Origin of the sequence: Daejeonella sp., from assembly GCF_049655485.1 — a bacterium.
In the GTDB taxonomy this organism is placed as follows: Bacteria; Bacteroidota; Bacteroidia; order Sphingobacteriales; family Sphingobacteriaceae; genus Daejeonella.
This window is the reverse complement of sequence record NZ_JBASJU010000074.1, coordinates 1-15,672: the sequence shown is the minus strand read 5'-3', so window position 1 is coordinate 15,672 and position 15,672 is coordinate 1. Positions and strand designations below refer to the sequence as shown.

Sequence of the window (15,672 nt, the reverse complement as noted above, 5' to 3'; positions counted from 1 at the left end):
ATGACTCGGTTTTGTATATTTTTAAAAAAGCATTCAGGATCTGTGTTCTTATCCAAAATAAGATAAGGCACACCTGCGTTTGCAGCACACTGTCCATCAAGTTCTTCCCGGTCGCCTACGAAAAGACACTCATTAGCTTTTACATTGTATTTGTCCATTATGTGCTTTATGGCCGTCGGATCTGGTTTAAACCGGTCAATATTACTGTCGGTAGAGCTTACAATTAAGTCAGCTACAAGGCCCATCGCACTCATCTTGCTTGTAGCTTTGTAATCTGAATAGATCGCGATCTTTATACCTTCTTCTCGTAGCTTGTTGAACAAAGATTTAACCCCAGGGTAAACAAATGAGGCTAAAAATGGATTTGGATAGTTAAAGATCCAGTGATCTACCACTCTTTTTATTTTTTCAACTGGAGCATTTGCCTTCCGCGCACACCATTCATATTGGGAATTTTCAAGATTCGTGCCAACATTGCCTGTTCTTTTTTCCCGTTCGGCTCTAAAAGTTTGCAGGATTATTAACTCCTTATATCGCCAGGGCCTGAGGGCATAAAAGGATAATAGCGAAATGAGCATCTTCCTTCTTAATTTCGACTGATTATAAAGTGTTCCGTCAACATCAAAAATTACAAGCTTACATTGGGCCATTTACAAATTTCGGTTTAAGTCTATGTTTATTTCACGGACACCTACTCAACATGGAACCGGGGAAATTGTTTAGTTGACGGGACACTTCGATAGCGGGAGAGAGGGATCCTGCCATAGAAAAATGGGTTTCTATCTATTGGCCGGATCTCCACTACAATTTCCCAGTAAAATTGTTTTAACTAACTATAACTTTTTGTCATACATTACGTAAGGGAACTTATGAAAAAATTGTTAACGAAAAGCCCTTTGAATTTTCAAGGAATATTAAATTGTTTAGCGTTTCTTTTTATTTTGATTTCCTCGTCTTGTGATAAATCTGACCTGACGGTTGTAGAAGAACCAAAGGCGGTTATTGCCACAACGGATGCGGTGAGATTAGATCCGAACTTGATAACGGTAGAAGTTAGCTTTGTTTCTGTACCCACCAGCGCTTCCTCTGCGATACCATCTTTGAAATACAATAAAACTTCAGTGATTAACTTTGAATTTGATGACAATCCTGCCTCGGTTTATAGTTTATATAAATATTTGAGAACACAAATGTTTACCGATGGGACTGGTAAAGAAGTTAGTTTTAGGTCTGCGATAGCAGTAAACAGTCGTGGAAATTATAATAACGGAGATTTATGGGAAAACTATCAGGGGAACATTTCAAAAACGGAGGCCGCCGATATAATTTCAGGAGGCTGGACATTGGAAAATCATGGCTACTATCATTCGGTCTTTAATGAAAAGGATAATTTTGGATACGGGAAACCGGTAGCGGTAAATATCAGTGAAAACACAAAGGCTGTATTTGATAAGACAGGTTTTAAAATGAGGACGCTTGTAGTGCCTTCCAATGATCAGGGTTATTTATCGCCTGCGTTTCAACAAGGGATTATCGCGACCACGTCTACAAATCATTTCGAGGGGTTTCAGTCATTCCCCATGTATGGCGATTATGTTGATGTGAACACCTTGCCAAAGAGCGGATTGCATTTTCGCAGGGACTTTAACGACAAATGGGATGCGGCGGGGATCAATGCAATAAAAGCAAAAATTACCAGCCTCTTTAATAAAAGCAACGGTAAGGAACGAATGCTTTACAGGCTGGGAACACACGCTCCCGACCTGGAAGCATTTAAATCACTGGCTTCACACATTAAATCAAGTTCGAACGATCAGTGCTGGGTTACAACGATGCAGGAGATGGTGGAATACCTGCAGTTAAAAGAGCAAATCGTTAAAAAGGAAACTATGTCCGATGGGAAACTGTTGATCACTCTGGATGTTTCAAAGGTGGAAAAAGAAACTCTGTTCAAAGATTTCAGCCTGCAGGTTAATTCTGACAGTCCAATACAAAGTATTAAAGTTCATAACGCCCGCGGCAACAGCTCAAACTTAAAGGGACTCGTTAATATAAGTTTCTAGTTTGATGAGGTGGTAATTTTAGCGTCGCTCCTAAGAAAAAGCTTTTTTAAGTCGGTTGACGAATGCGATTGGCGCGCCTCCTTCTTCATTCAGACGGCGGTCGGATGTCCAAACCAAAGCTTTGTTATCGCTTATTCGTTTTAAACGGCCGAATCGTTCTCTTAATTTGAGCCCCAAATAACCGTCTTCATTTGAACCGACAGGGTGATCATAACCGCCCACCATAATACCTTGTTCTTTTCTATATCCCGAGCTGCAGCCATAAACATACATGGCTTCATCTTTTAACTTTTGTATAGTACGCTTGTATAAATCGCCAACACTTTCGTAAAAAAAATAGAACCTGCGGGAAGTATTCTCTTCAGGGAAAAAGGCGAATCTGCCATAGGTACAAACTATTTTTTCCTCCCTTAAGGGTAGCGTCATCAAGTCGATCCAATCAGGGGAATAAATGGAATCGGCATCGGCGTTAAGGATGTATTTCCCCTTAGCAGCGTGAAGTCCAGCAGTTCGTGCATGTTTAACACCCTGGTTTCCTTCAAAAAGATATTTCGCACCACTTTTTTTAATGAGTTCGCCTGTACTATCCGAAGAGTTATTGTCGACTACCAAAATTTCGATCTTCTGTATACTATTTGTTTTAGATAGTGACGATAAGGTCCGAAGAATAGTTTCCTCCTCATTGTACGCTGGAATTACAACAGTTACATCAGGGTTTTCTGATTGAAGTTTAGACATAGCAGCATGTATAGCTTCGATTTGGTTTAAAAACCAATCAGGAGTGTGCTGTTCATTCCTGACGAAATCGGGTATAGTGAGAGGTCGCAATTGAAATAGTTTATTTTTTGGAAATTTTGTTATACTGTTAAGGAACGTTTTATGAATGAGATTGTTTAAGCAAGCCTAAATATTCTGTTATTTAGCGAGTCCCAATGAATTGTTTAGTAATATTTTAAGTTCTTTGAAACCTAAAACGTATATATCAATAAAATTGAATTTTAAATAGTGCATATTCAGTGCATAGAAGCTAATCAGAATTCCTGTTATCACAGGAAACACGGTTGCTACTACAACGCCAAATACATTTCCTGTAATGTAAATTCCTATGAAATCTGTAATAATGGTTACTGTAAGCATAATAAGCACCTTGTAAAAATTGATCTTCGGCATATGAATAACATCGAGGGTTAGCGCCAGAAATCTGTCTACGGGATAGAGTAGAGAAATAACCATAAAAATACGGAGTATGTCGGGGGCTGCACTTGTGACATATTTTTCACCTCCCAGAATTAAAATAATGTAGTCAGCGAAAATAAAGGTTAAAAGAGTGAATGGTACCAGCATGATTGTGATCATTCCGATGTATTTTTTCATCACTAACAAAACCTCTTCTCTTAGGCCTTTATTATAATAACTTGACAGCGTGGGCATGGCCGTAGCGATAAAACTTCGCAAAGGAATTTCCACCACCTGGATTAACTTTCCGCCGGTATCATAAATTGCAAGCGCCGCAGGCCCGAGCATAAAATTTATTATAAACTTATCTGCAGTGCCGAATAAGCTGGCACTTAATGCAGTTCCTACACTGAATTTCCCGAAATGATACAGATCCGATAAGGCTATTTTAGATACGTTTTTGATTTTACCTAAGTTGGTCCATCCCATGATGAGCCCGATAAGGCTGGAAAGAATATTAGAAAGAATATATGAATATACTACTGTGTGTACATTTATATTATCATATGCAATAAACACGAACAATAGGATAACAAAAGATCCCTGATTAAATATCCGAAGAATCAGGAGCTGGTCGAAACGTTGTTTTGCCTGTAAAATGCAAGTAGCTACAAAAAATGGCAATGATGCTATAAAAGCGATTCCGAACCAATTAAAGAAGAGAGATAATCCTTTGTTTTCAATATACTCCCCGATAAAATATGCGGGGATATTAAGTACTGCAAAAAATCCAGTGATTGCAATAGCTATAACCCAGGTGGAGCCGATAATTTCATCCCCCCGTTCTTCTTCAGCACCCGAAAAAAACTTGATAAACGCAACGGTTAAAAATCCGGATCTGATAGTGTCCAGCAAAAGAAAGCTGGTAAGGAATAAAATCCAAATGCCCATGTCAGGAATACTCAGTGCTCTCAAGAGAATAATAGAAGTAATCATGCCCACGCCGGACATAATCCCGTTACCCGCAAGGGAAAGGATATATTTATTGTTTAATTTTGTTAAAATCGAACTCAATTTTACACTCATAACGGATTTGGTCCCATTCAATGGGATCGTCTTTTATTTATCCAATTCTATCCTGCAAGAGATAGGAGAGGGTTTCGAATTTACTGTGAATAATTATTTCTTAACGGAACCCTGCTCTTTTCGTCAATCAAATCAAGGATTTCCTTATCAATATCTGTGTCAAATTTTCTGGCGAAATATTTATTTGTATTGACCAGTTCGTTTAAATCATCTTTTGCAAAAATCTTTGGATGTGCACCGCCTGATGACCAATTGATATGTCTTAGATTATCATTTATAACCTGGTCCTTAAAAGGGGAGTTCATAATAATTGTAGTGATTATAAACTCGTCTGCTCCCCAGGTAAATTTCATAAACCGTTTAAGTTTAGCGTTATCTTTGATAAAATCGACAAGATATTGAGCAGCATCTGCACTTAATACCCACCACGAGGAGTTTGTACTACCATATAAAGTAAGATTGAGTGGGAATTTTCGGTGCGGCATTAATTTATTTGTAATTTTTTGCAGGAGGTAGCGCCCCATCAGCTTAAAATCGGTAAAATGATAAGTCTTATAACGGCTCACCGCATGTTCCCACCAGCTATGATCAACCCGTTCATAAGCAATAAAAGACGTGTGAAGGTTTTTAGACAAATAGTTATAGAGCTCACCAGCAGTTTTTAAGGGATAATCTTGTCCACTCATTAAATTTAAAAACTGGTACTCCCTTTCGGATGATAATACTTCAGTCACGGAATTTAAAATGGCCTTTACAAAGCTGAAGCCTCCCCAATTGCATTCTACCCTGTTCTGAATGAAGAACACATTGGGGTATTTTACTAAATGATTAAAGTCATTGATATTACTTTTTTTATCCAGATGAATGTACAAGTCAAACATGGAGTGTTTCATTGCAATAACCAATCGCTCAAGCTGCTCCGGGTTCTTATGAGCCATTATTATATGCGCAACTCTCATGAGATAGTGTAAGTCAATCCATAGCCCTGCCGGGAACCACCCGCTTCAGAATTAAATATCGAATGCCATGTTTGGTTCGTTGACATATGTATATGTAGTATCAGATTGATAAACATTAAAATGGTTTTTAAGTTTTGCAGGGAGTTCTTCTACACCTAAATTGTTTTTGCGAGAGACTCTCCCTGAAAGGATGCTGTAGTAGTATGTTTACGTGAAAGTTGTCAGGCTGCGTTCTCAGGGACGAAGAAGAAGTTTGTTACGGACTGGTTCCTATAATCAACGAGTCTATTTTTCTCAAATATTTTCACAATATAACCGAGTTCCCTTAAGAATTCGATGGTTTGGTATTTTTTCTCGTTGTCCCAAAGCTCACAATAAATTATTGGCATATGGTCTTTTAGAATTTGTTCACCTCCTTTTAGGACGTGATATTCGAAATTTTCAACATCAATTTTAATAGCCGTAATTTTTTCGCCGGAATTCAGTTCTTTAATCCCATCTAGTCTATAAACTGGTACCACATACACGCTGCCTGGTTCATTAATCTGATCTGATTTTTCTTCCAATACGTGGCTTAGACCCTGCATCTTTACATTATCAATGATTGGCATGACCATTTTGAGCTCGCCATTCTCTTCCCCGAGTGCTGCTTCGTAAATAGTTACATTTTTCAATTTATAATGGTCAACCACTCGTTTAAGAGCTTTAATATTTTCCGGGATAGGTTCAAAGGCAATTAATTTCGCATTTTTAGATTTCTGCGCCATTAGTGTGGTCATGATACCGATGTTAGCTCCTATATCCAGAATGATTCCATCGTCTTTAATCATGTCATTAAAAAAGTGAAACTCTTGTTCAAATTTTACCCGATTAATAGCTAATAAAGAAAATATATACAAGTAGTTATTAAACCCTAGAGTTTTCTGAAGGAAGAGCTTGACAGAACTTTTTAGCTTTTTGAGAGTGTTCATTATTGATATCAATTAGTGGTTATTTCTTTGTAAAATGGGTTCATTATCTGAAAAATGCTTGGTCGCTACCGATAATTGATTAGCTTTTTTTGATTTAAGTAATGCGGCCAGTTGATAGAAAATAAATTTGGGAGCGTTTATTAATGACCGGTATACTATTTTATCTGCTTTGAAATAGGAGAATGAAACAAAAAACATAGCGAAGAAAATGATGAGCGCCAGTAGCCAGGCCAGTGCCATGTAAGGGAATATCAACAGGTTAATAGATAAGAAAATAAACGAAAGTATCAGAAGGATAAATAGGGGGGGCCTCATTAACATGATACCGAAAATGAATTTGTTCCAATCCAGTTTTTTGATCCCTAAACCGGTCATCTTTAAACCCAGATCAAAATATTTAAACCAGGTGTTAATCCACCGCGCACGTTGTTTAACAAGTTGTTCAGGCCGGGAAGTTTTCTCATCATATACAATAGCTTGTTCTGCGAAAGCTATTCTATTATCTCTTTTCAATATTTCGAACTGCAAAACCTTATCAAATCCTGCACCTTCGATATTTGAACTTTCAAGGCAGTCTTTGTAAAGTTCTGTGGTAAATGCCATCCCAGATCCGGATAAAGTTGCAGATGATCCAATTTCAAATAATACTTTATTGTCGATCAGCCTATAATACATATCGCGGGCAGCATCCAGACAGGCATAATGTGTGTTGAGATTTTTAGCTTCCCTAACTCCCTGAACAGCTTTGTATCCTTGATTGAACATCAGATCGAGCTTATTTAGATATTCGGGATCGACCAGATTATCACTGTCAATTATTGTGACCCGTTCATGCATCCGCTGGAAGCGGTCAATAGCGTAAAAGTGGGATTTGATATTGCTTGATAAGGTTGTTTCCGGCCTTAATAGGATTACTTTAGGGTCCGTGAAGTTAAGGTTAGAAACATCGCATTTATCTGCCACTACGTATATCAGATAGTTCTGATAGTTAAGCTTTAAAATGGAATCAACTACAGAAGGCAACAGATCTGTTTGTTCGTAAGCAGTTACAATTATTGCGTAATCAGCTTCCGTGGCAATACGTTCCGTTCCTTTTTTCTGCCCAATAAGAGCACGAAGAAGATACAGAAACATAGGTAGTATCAAATGGTAGCCTATAAATATTTGTATTAAGATCCACACAAATTTAATCAAAGTCATAGTTGTATTCTAAGTGAGTGCTGTGAACACTATCGAGGATTTTATAAATTTCTTTTACACAATTTTCCCAGGTATGAAGTTTGGCAAATTCTTTCCGGTCTAATGATTTTTGGGCATCATCTTCATCCAATGCGGTTTGAATATGCTGCAGATAACCAGGGAGATTTTCTGCCAGATACACATGGTCCTTGAAAATGTCCATTGCCCGGGTTTTGGTGGCTACCACTGGTTTTCCTACTGCCAGATATTCGTCTATCTTTCGCGGGTAATTGCCAATCGTAACCTCATTGACGAGCTGTGGATTAATGCAGACATCAAATGCCTGAATGCAAGCTGGCAATTCGGATAGAGGCTTTAGACCAGTAAATATGACGTTTTCAAATTCGTGAAGAACACTTGCTTTAAAAACATCATCTTCCGGACCCACAAGGACAATGTTCCAATCTGGACGCGCAGATGCTATACCCGCCAGAAGGTCGATATCTAAGCGGATTGATTGTAAAGCTCCAACATAGCCTATTAAAGGGCGACCAAGTTTCTTCAGGTCGGCAGGTGGATCCTGTATTTCCTCAAATAATTCGAGGTCGCAGCCCTGGCCTATATAAAAAGAATTCGGGTTGTATTTCTTGCAATAATCAGTTAGATATGGCGAATTAGCCATGCATATGTCGTTCTTGGCAATCAGTAGTGGTTCAATGCGTTCGCCATGTTTTTTCCAGTAGTCAACAGCAAGCATATAATCTCTTGAGTAGTAAATGCTCAGTGCTGGATTTAAAAACTCGTTTAAGTAAAATCCCTTGAACATTTCACTATCATTGAATAAAATGTAACCCTGGAATTTAATTTCATCTATGGCACCTTGAATAGCATTCGCGAATTTCCTGTTATTGGTTTTGTTTATACTATCAAAAATGTATTCTATGTTGATCCAGTTTATCGACTCAAGCATGCAATCAGGATATAAATTCCACAGATTATCATTAATCCGGATTAAACCATTTTTTCTACCCTTTAATACGTCTATTCTGGTCCTAACTTTTTCATCGTTCCTGTTTCTTATCAATGTCGCCCTGTCTAGTGGGGAATTGACGTAAAGGACCCGGTTTTTTTTGCTCATTTCCAGGGCAATATCTTTGCAATTGCTTCCAATTTCCGTATCCCATGGCTGTTGGCCAATGATCACTATATCTCTGCGTGTCCTGCTCCTAAGCATTATTCAATTCTATTAATTTTGGCTTTCCCAACACTTGTTCAAACTATTATATCTTTTTATTACGCGCGCCGGATTGCCCACCGCAACGCTATATTCCGGGATGTTTTTTGTAACAATACTTCCCGCTCCAATTACGCAATGCTTGCCTAAAGTTACTCCCGCAGTAATCACACTGTTCGCACCTATCCATACATTGTCTTCAATAATGATAGGTTTGCAGGTTACAGGCTGCTCAGAAGGAGGCAGGCTTACATCCTCATATCCATGGTTTAAGCCGGACATAACGATATTCTGAGCGATCATAACATTATTTCCGATGATCACCGGGCCGATAATTACCGATCCGATTCCAACGATTGTTTTATCTCCGATCGACACCTCCCCAACGGCGTTGTTAATTGTTGTGAAATCTTCGATGATGGCATAATCGCCGATCGAGAAATTGTTGTATGGAAATAAGTCTGTCCGCGAGTTGCTTCTTATGACTGAACCTTTACCTCGTTTATGTTTTAATGGATTTAGAATCCACTTAACCCATACCCTTGGCCTGTACTCATTTTTGGGGACCAGCATTCTTAGGGCAATCTTTTTTAAAAAAGGATTAGCCTTTATTCTGGATTTTATAGAAATATCATCGCCCGTATATATTGTCATCTTATGTTTTATTGAAATCGATAAAACTGTTTATATAAACAATAATTAAGGATTAAGTTTTTTGTATGTTTTTTTTCCGCTCAGAAATCCGACAATCAAAAAGATGATCCCCGGTATTAAGAAAAATTCAAATGGCATTTTTTTTCGTTTGCGTTTAATTATTTATGTTGTTTAAGCAGATGGTAACTCATTTGGTGATCTAAAATTCCAAAATGCGCCTTTCCATAAAGCTGTACAATGTTTCCATTCACCACTTAAAGCATGTGTAAGGGACCGTTTTGGAAGAGCCAAAGCTAGAAATACAAAATAGCTTGACCATTTCTGGAACCCTATAAAATTTCTCCTGATGAACAGTAACCTGTTACGATTAATGTAATATGTTTTAAGCAAGGATGATTTACCTACAGAAATAGATTCTTTATGATAGATCGAAGATTGTCCTACATAATGGCAAGTGTATCCTTGTCTCTTGATCATTTCACACCAGTCCAGTTCCTCGTAATACAAGAAATAGATTTCAGGCATTAAGCCAACCTCATCAATCACTGCTTTTGGAACCATCATCGCTGCACCGTGAGCCAGATCAGTTTTTGATGTAGCATCAAATTGTCCCTGGTCTTTTTCCATACTTCCGATGCCTTTATTACGGCCGGTCCATGGGTTTATTTCCGTTGAACCTGCGTACTGAATGGTCTCTTCTGACTCAAAAAATTTTATTTTGGGAGAAGCTACACCGACCGTCTTGTCCTTTTCGAAAAGGTTGACCAAAGGTTCGATACAATCTTTAGTCACTTCAGTGTCGTTGTTTAAAAAGAACAGATATTTCCCGGAAGCTTCTTTAATCGCCAGATTATTTCCACCAGCAAAGCCGAGGTTTTCGTCCGACTTGATAAGCTTTATCTCAGGATATTTATCTTTTATGATTTGCGGGTCATGTTTCGGCGAAGCATTATCTACAACAATGACTTCAATATTATCATAACTGAGTTTTCTAAGTGATTCAAGCATTTCGCAGGTCACTTCCGGCTGATCGTAATTAACCGTAATTATTGATACTAATGGATTATTTCTCATCCTGATTAGGTTTTGAAAGTTCGCGATCTAACCTTGGACCCATGAAAATAAATGCCCAGGATATACTAATAATCATACTTGAAGGCATATCGTTCATGATTTCATTGCCATAACTAGCAAAGAAAATTCCCGCGGCACCGGAGGATAGCGCAATTAACTTATATCGTAATCCTTTATTCTGAATCTTCCATATTATGCCGAAACCTTTACCCAGGATATACATCATCATCGAGAACCAGACTACCAGCCCCACAACTCCGTACATAACCCAGACCTTCACCCAATAGCTGTCTGGTGGGACTGTAGAAAGAAACTTGTCGGCATTATATTTTGCTCCCCAAAATCCGGACACACCAAGCCCTCCGCCAAAAGGCCTGCTTTTTAGGTAATCCTTTAATATTTCCTGATTAATAAAACGGGTATTTAGCGATGCATCTTCCGGGTCAAGCGCTGTTCTCAAACGAAAGATTTCATAATTGCCATTTCCAATGGTTGTAAACTTGAGAACACTGACACCTGATGCTAAAACTATAGCTCCGATAATCAAAATTTTATAGTTCTTACTCAGGAAGATGGCCGTGATGCCGCCAACAATCAGCGCAAACAGTGCTCCCCTTGTTCCGGAGATAAGCATACCATAAAGCAGGAACGCTGCTATAAGAAAAAGGGTGATCTTTTTCCACCATTTGAAAGGACCTAACGCTAATATAAAAGCTATTAACCCTATGTGGGCTTGTGAAGTTCCAAACTGGCTGGCATTGCTAAAAAATGAAAAGACCCGTAGTCTACCCCATATAAGGTGTGTACTTGCACCACCGTTATCTAAAAAGTTTTGTTCGCCTGGTGTCAGTCCTATTAAGGTCTGCCGTATCCCATAAATGACTGCAATTATGGAGAAAACAATAACAAGTTTCAAGAACAAGTCCAGATGTTTATACTTATTGAAAAATAAAAATGCGAGAAAGGTAAATAGAAGGGGATATAAGGCTGAAGTCCTGATCTCCTGCATCCATCCCGCAACGCTAGCACCGGCGGGGTTTGCAATTTCTAGTACACTGATTATGAACCAAAATAAAGTCAGGTAAAAAAAGTCATTCTTTAGCAGACTCCAATCAAAACTTCTGAAATGTACCAGAGTAGCTATCAACGTTAAAAACAAGAACAACTCTATTCCAACTCCAAAAGGAAAGCCATCGGCCTCCCGGACCAGTATGAAGAAAAGGAAACTATACGATATAGAGGCAATAAATCCTGCCATCGGATTCTTAAATATTCCAACTACCAGCGATGTAATAACAGCTAAAATGATTAAGGCGACAGGAACCAGGAAACCAAACTGTGCAGTGGCAAAACCCACAATTAGGACAATTAATAGCCCTAAAAGTAGCAGCATGCCCTTTTGAAATACTTCAGGCAAGGAAATAATATATTGCCTCATAATAATAATAAAATTTTAATGATGCTAAGACCTCAAGTAAATCGGAGTCTTAGCATTGATTGAATTAAGCGTACTTAGGGGTCATTAAGAGTGGAGTGTTATTGCTTAGTTCGCCAACTTTGACTTTATTAAGCACCCAACCCATGAATCCCTCCTGGTTCTTCATAAATGATACAAAATCCTGGTCATCTTCAGAAAGCGTTTTACCAGCTTCGAAAACGGCTACGTTTTTGTCAGTAAACAATAACCATTCTTTGGCTTTGTTACTGTTACCCATGCTGTTGATGTCAACTATAACTATATCGAACTGATTCTTTAATATCTCAAAACCAGCTTTTAAACTTTTCTCACTTTGAACTTCAAATAGAGAGCCATTTGCTGATTTCGTGTTAAGAACCGTAATATAATCTTCGCGTTCAATTTCTCTTTTTACGAGGAAGTTCTCAAAAAACTGTGCAGGAAGTTCTTTCTTGCCTTTTTCAGGCTTTTCAAAATCACTGCTGATCAGTAGCACTTTCTTGTCTGTCATCGCGAAAGCGTAAGCCAAACCTAATGACAAGAACGTTTTTCCTTCTCCGGATTTCATGCTCGTTATACCAACCACATTTTGGTCGGGAGCTAGCTGATGGTCTATTTCAAACCTTAAAGATCTTAATAGATCCTTATACACGGTGAACGTAGGTTCATCACTGTTGTTCCAAATTTTTTGCAAGTCTATACCTGGTTCTTTAACCATGGTAAGGCTTCCTAAAACAGGACTTTGAGTTGCATTAGCCAATTCTTTAGAATTGTTAATAGACTTGTCAAACAGATACTGGAACAGTATAACCGTAAGTATGATAAATAACACGGCCACGCCGGCAAGTGAAGTATACAGAAGACGTTTTGATGTTTGCGGTAAACCAGGCAAACCTAATTGAGCTATCTGTAAACGTAATCCTACACTTTTTTCAATATTACCTTGATTGAACCGTTCAAGTACTTCCAGGTATTCTTTTGTAGCTACGTCGGCATCACGTTCATAACCCTGTATTCCAGCGTCAAACGGTACTAATGCATTATATTTGCCTTTCAATTGTGCTAATTCTCTGTCGATTGAACGGATGCTATTTCTTGCAAGATCAAGGGAAACTTCCATAGATCTTTTTTGTTCCAGAAGATTTTCTTTTCCAGCCTGAGGGTTACTTAAATATCGGTCGGAAGTTCTGGAAACCTGTGACGAAAGTAAATTTTGGAGAGAATCGATCCGGCGTTTGTATACAGGACTGAAATTCTCGTCAACATAGCGTTCGTTTGCTATCTGCAGTTGGTTTCTAAGATTGATGATTTCATTATTGTCTTTAACAACCGTACCTCCTGCATAATTGCTGCTTGAGCTGTTTAATTTGCTGTTTATACTTGCAATTGCACCCTGATTAGACTGTATATCTCTTATTGCTTGTGCTTTACGCTCTTCATACGCAGAAATCTGCGCGTAAAGGATGTCTGACTGAGTACCTAAATTTAGTACTCCATTCTCCATTTTGTAATTCTTAAGTTCGGAATTTTTGGCATTCATAACCCCTTCTTTCTCATCTAATAATGAATCCAGCAAGGCTATAGACTTCGTCTGATTACTATTGACATTTTGCTCATATGTTCCTATGAATTGACTTGCCAAAGTGTTTACGGCAAAGGCAGACAACAGAGGGTCTGTGGAGATGTATTCAACACTTATAAAATCACTGTTTTCATTACGAATTACTTCCAGTTTTTTACGAATACTCTTCTCATCGTAACCCATCGAACTCAAAATATCGAAATATTTTATCTTGCCATTGTCTGCGACAGTAATAGAGGATTTTTCATAAAGTTTATTCGTATAGAAAGCAATAGCTTGCTGCCTTTCAGAAGGAGTCAGACTTTTTACTTCATCGCTTAATTCCACGAAAGCATTTTCGGGCGATTTAAGATCATGCAGAATCAAATGATAAGAAAGAATATCTATCATTTTTTTCATCTTCATCATTTGAATGATGCTCGAAAATTGCTGATTTATCCTGAAATAATCCATGTTTTGCGCAGACGTCATTTGCTGCGACTGATCCGCCAGACCCGTGGACAGTTGTGCTTCAGATTTATATTCTTCCGGGAGGTCTTTTACCATTAAATATGTTATCCCCAACGCTAAAATTGGGAGTAAAATAATTAACCAAACGTGGCGCTTTAAAAGCTTAAATAATTTTTTGGTCTCCATTGTCTTTAATTTACCTCTTCTAATTTTTTACCTATAATTTCTTCAAGGGCGTCTTTTGCTTTAAGGAAATCTATTTCAGCCTGAATACGACTTGAATCGGCTCCTGTAGCACTTATCCTTGAAGAATTGTAAGCTTGCAGTGTTATTTCGCCTTTCTCAAATTTATATCTCATGTCATCGGAAACTGTTTTATTATCTTGTGCCGACTGAGTTCTAAGTTTCAATTCATTTAGCTGAAGGATATAAGCATAGTATCTGCTTTTTACTTCATTTGCTAAAATGACATCGTATTCTTGCTGTTCCAACTTGGCAATTTTTAATTCTGATTGAGCTTTCTTAACCTGAAAAGGCTTTTGAAGGAAATTTCCGAGCGTCATACTTACACCGAACTGAAACCCATTTACAAGAAATGGATTCGCCGCATTAAGTGCTACCGCATTATTTGGACGATAAATATAGGACGCATTAAAAATGTCTAGATAAGACACTTTCGCGGCCGGCACATCAGCTGCAACAACCTCAGTGTTCAAGGCCATTATTTGTCTTCGCGGATAGTTATCTTTCGCCGATTGGATATATTTTTCCAGCTGGTTATAGTTTATTTGCGAGACAAGCGATTGTTGTCCGTAACTTGTTGCTACGCCTAATAATATTATAAGGCATAGAAGGCCGGTCTTTTTCATTGTGTTTTTGATATTATTATTTTTGTGATCGTTGATTTATTTGTGCGTATGGTTTCCGATATCACACTTTTTCTTTTTGGATAAGGGCAGGGAAAGTTTTCAGAATAATATCCAGATCCATTTTTAGAGAAAAATTTGCTGCATAATAGTTGTCCAATTCTTTTCTTTCAACTTCTGACATATCTTTCTTCCCTCTTTTGCTTACTTGCCACAAGCCTGTAAGACCTGCAGGGCCCAGGAATCTGGTTGACCATTCGTTGGTAGTCAATAGTTCTGCTTCATATAATGGTAATGGACGGTTTCCTACAAGGCACATTTCACCTCTCAGAACGTTCAAAAGCTGCGGCAATTCATCAATACTGGTATTTCTTAAAAAGCTTCCTAGCTTGGTTACTCTAGGATCATTTTGTAATTTAAAGAAAGCAGCATTTCCGTATTGATTGTTCTGAATAAGAGTACTAACCTCTTTATCAGCATCGGTTCTCATAGTACGGAATTTATAGAAATCAAAAATCCTATAGCCTGTACCAACACGTTTGCTGGTGTAGAATACACTGCCTTTAGAATCTAGTTTGATTAAGATAGCTACTATCAAAAATAGAGGGCTTAAGAATATTAATGCAGTTGCAGATATCAATATATCCAATGCACGCTTAACGATCTGAATGCTGTAATCTTTATCAAGTAATGCGGGAGCATTGCTTATGCGTGATTTTAAGATCGCAAATGTGTTCAAAAACGTTATTCTTTCCTTTAAGTCTTCGAAAGGTATAGGACTGATGTAACAATCGTTTATACCGAGGTCAAGCGCTGTTTTAACAATCTTTGGATCGTTTTCAGACAGGATGAAAATAATAGCAAGGTTACGTGTATACCAGTTGTTTTTTATTGATTTAGCAACTTGAATGGTTTCCTTGTA

Annotated in this window: 14 protein-coding genes; 1 reads left to right on the top strand and 13 read right to left on the bottom strand. The window is 38.1% G+C overall.

Annotated features, from left to right (window positions below; genetic code table 11):
* The coding region (locus WBJ10_RS03275) for an HAD family hydrolase (protein WP_424288125.1) at nt 1-650 on the bottom strand (650 nt) is incomplete at its 3' end.
* Nucleotides 651-941: 291 nt separating this feature from the next.
* Between WBJ10_RS03275 and WBJ10_RS03270 the strand changes: the two genes are divergently transcribed.
* The gene (locus WBJ10_RS03270; RefSeq protein ID WP_424288124.1) at nt 942-2,063 is read left to right on the top strand and encodes a hypothetical protein; all 1,122 of its coding nucleotides are present in this window, start codon (nt 942-944) and stop codon (nt 2,061-2,063) included.
* A gap of 30 nt (nt 2,064-2,093) precedes the next feature.
* Here WBJ10_RS03270 and WBJ10_RS03265 read toward each other — a convergent pair whose 3' ends face one another.
* The 12 genes from WBJ10_RS03265 to WBJ10_RS03210 all read right to left on the bottom strand — a co-directional run.
* On the bottom strand, nt 2,094-2,891 hold the full coding sequence (locus WBJ10_RS03265; protein WP_424288123.1) for a glycosyltransferase: 798 nt from the start codon (nt 2,889-2,891) through the stop codon (nt 2,094-2,096).
* Between the two features lie 87 nt (nt 2,892-2,978).
* Nucleotides 2,979-4,325, bottom strand: a complete 1,347-nt coding sequence (locus WBJ10_RS03260; protein WP_424288122.1) for an oligosaccharide flippase family protein — start codon at nt 4,323-4,325, stop codon at nt 2,979-2,981.
* Nucleotides 4,326-4,405: 80 nt separating this feature from the next.
* Nucleotides 4,406-5,284 (bottom strand): beta-1,6-N-acetylglucosaminyltransferase, encoded by an 879-nt coding sequence (locus WBJ10_RS03255; protein ID WP_424288121.1) that lies wholly within the window; start codon nt 5,282-5,284, stop codon nt 4,406-4,408.
* Between the two features lie 221 nt (nt 5,285-5,505).
* Nucleotides 5,506-6,255: an FkbM family methyltransferase gene (locus WBJ10_RS03250; protein WP_424288120.1), complete on the bottom strand. Its 750-nt coding sequence runs from the start codon at nt 6,253-6,255 to the stop codon at nt 5,506-5,508.
* Nucleotides 6,256-6,267: 12 nt separating this feature from the next.
* Nucleotides 6,268-7,455 (bottom strand): glycosyltransferase, encoded by a 1,188-nt coding sequence (locus WBJ10_RS03245; protein WP_424288119.1) that lies wholly within the window; start codon nt 7,453-7,455, stop codon nt 6,268-6,270.
* Nucleotides 7,442-8,668 carry a glycosyltransferase gene (locus WBJ10_RS03240; protein WP_424288118.1) on the bottom strand — a complete coding sequence of 409 codons (1,227 nt, stop codon included), beginning with the start codon at nt 8,666-8,668 and terminating at the stop codon, nt 7,442-7,444. Before WBJ10_RS03240 ends, WBJ10_RS03245 begins: the two co-directional genes overlap by 14 nt.
* 12 nt (nt 8,669-8,680) lie before the next feature.
* Nucleotides 8,681-9,322, bottom strand: coding sequence for an acyltransferase (locus tag WBJ10_RS03235; RefSeq protein ID WP_424288117.1), 642 nt, complete (start codon nt 9,320-9,322; stop codon nt 8,681-8,683).
* A 171-nt stretch (nt 9,323-9,493) separates the two neighbouring features.
* Nucleotides 9,494-10,396, bottom strand: coding sequence for a glycosyltransferase family 2 protein (locus tag WBJ10_RS03230; RefSeq protein ID WP_424288116.1), 903 nt, complete (start codon nt 10,394-10,396; stop codon nt 9,494-9,496).
* Nucleotides 10,386-11,834: an O-antigen ligase family protein gene (locus WBJ10_RS03225; RefSeq protein WP_424288115.1), complete on the bottom strand. Its 1,449-nt coding sequence runs from the start codon at nt 11,832-11,834 to the stop codon at nt 10,386-10,388. The genes WBJ10_RS03230 and WBJ10_RS03225 overlap by 11 nt, the downstream gene beginning before the upstream one ends.
* Nucleotides 11,835-11,898: 64 nt before the next feature.
* On the bottom strand, nt 11,899-14,070 hold the full coding sequence (locus WBJ10_RS03220) for an exopolysaccharide transport family protein (protein ID WP_424288114.1): 2,172 nt from the start codon (nt 14,068-14,070) through the stop codon (nt 11,899-11,901).
* Between the two features lie 5 nt (nt 14,071-14,075).
* On the bottom strand, nt 14,076-14,753 hold the full coding sequence (locus WBJ10_RS03215) for a TolC family protein (protein ID WP_424288113.1): 678 nt from the start codon (nt 14,751-14,753) through the stop codon (nt 14,076-14,078).
* 61 nt (nt 14,754-14,814) lie between these two features.
* On the bottom strand, nt 14,815-15,672 hold an 858-nt coding region (locus tag WBJ10_RS03210), incomplete at its 5' end, for a sugar transferase (protein WP_424288112.1).

Excerpts from the sequence above, each read along its gene's own strand:
- WBJ10_RS03235 (WP_424288117.1), bottom strand. The coding sequence starts at position 9,322 with ATGACAATATATACGGGCGATGATATTTCTATAAAATCCAGAATAAAG.
- WBJ10_RS03225 (WP_424288115.1), bottom strand. The coding sequence starts at position 11,834 with ATGAGGCAATATATTATTTCCTTGCCTGAAGTATTTCAAAAGGGCATG.
- WBJ10_RS03220 (WP_424288114.1), bottom strand. The coding sequence starts at position 14,070 with ATGGAGACCAAAAAATTATTTAAGCTTTTAAAGCGCCACGTTTGGTTA.
- WBJ10_RS03260 (WP_424288122.1), bottom strand. The coding sequence starts at position 4,325 with ATGAGTGTAAAATTGAGTTCGATTTTAACAAAATTAAACAATAAATAT.
- WBJ10_RS03215 (WP_424288113.1), bottom strand. The coding sequence starts at position 14,753 with ATGAAAAAGACCGGCCTTCTATGCCTTATAATATTATTAGGCGTAGCA.
- WBJ10_RS03240 (WP_424288118.1), bottom strand. The coding sequence starts at position 8,668 with ATGCTTAGGAGCAGGACACGCAGAGATATAGTGATCATTGGCCAACAG.
- WBJ10_RS03245 (WP_424288119.1), bottom strand. The coding sequence starts at position 7,455 with ATGACTTTGATTAAATTTGTGTGGATCTTAATACAAATATTTATAGGC.
- WBJ10_RS03230 (WP_424288116.1), bottom strand. The coding sequence starts at position 10,396 with ATGAGAAATAATCCATTAGTATCAATAATTACGGTTAATTACGATCAG.
- WBJ10_RS03255 (WP_424288121.1), bottom strand. The coding sequence starts at position 5,284 with ATGAGAGTTGCGCATATAATAATGGCTCATAAGAACCCGGAGCAGCTT.
- WBJ10_RS03250 (WP_424288120.1), bottom strand. The coding sequence starts at position 6,255 with ATGAACACTCTCAAAAAGCTAAAAAGTTCTGTCAAGCTCTTCCTTCAG.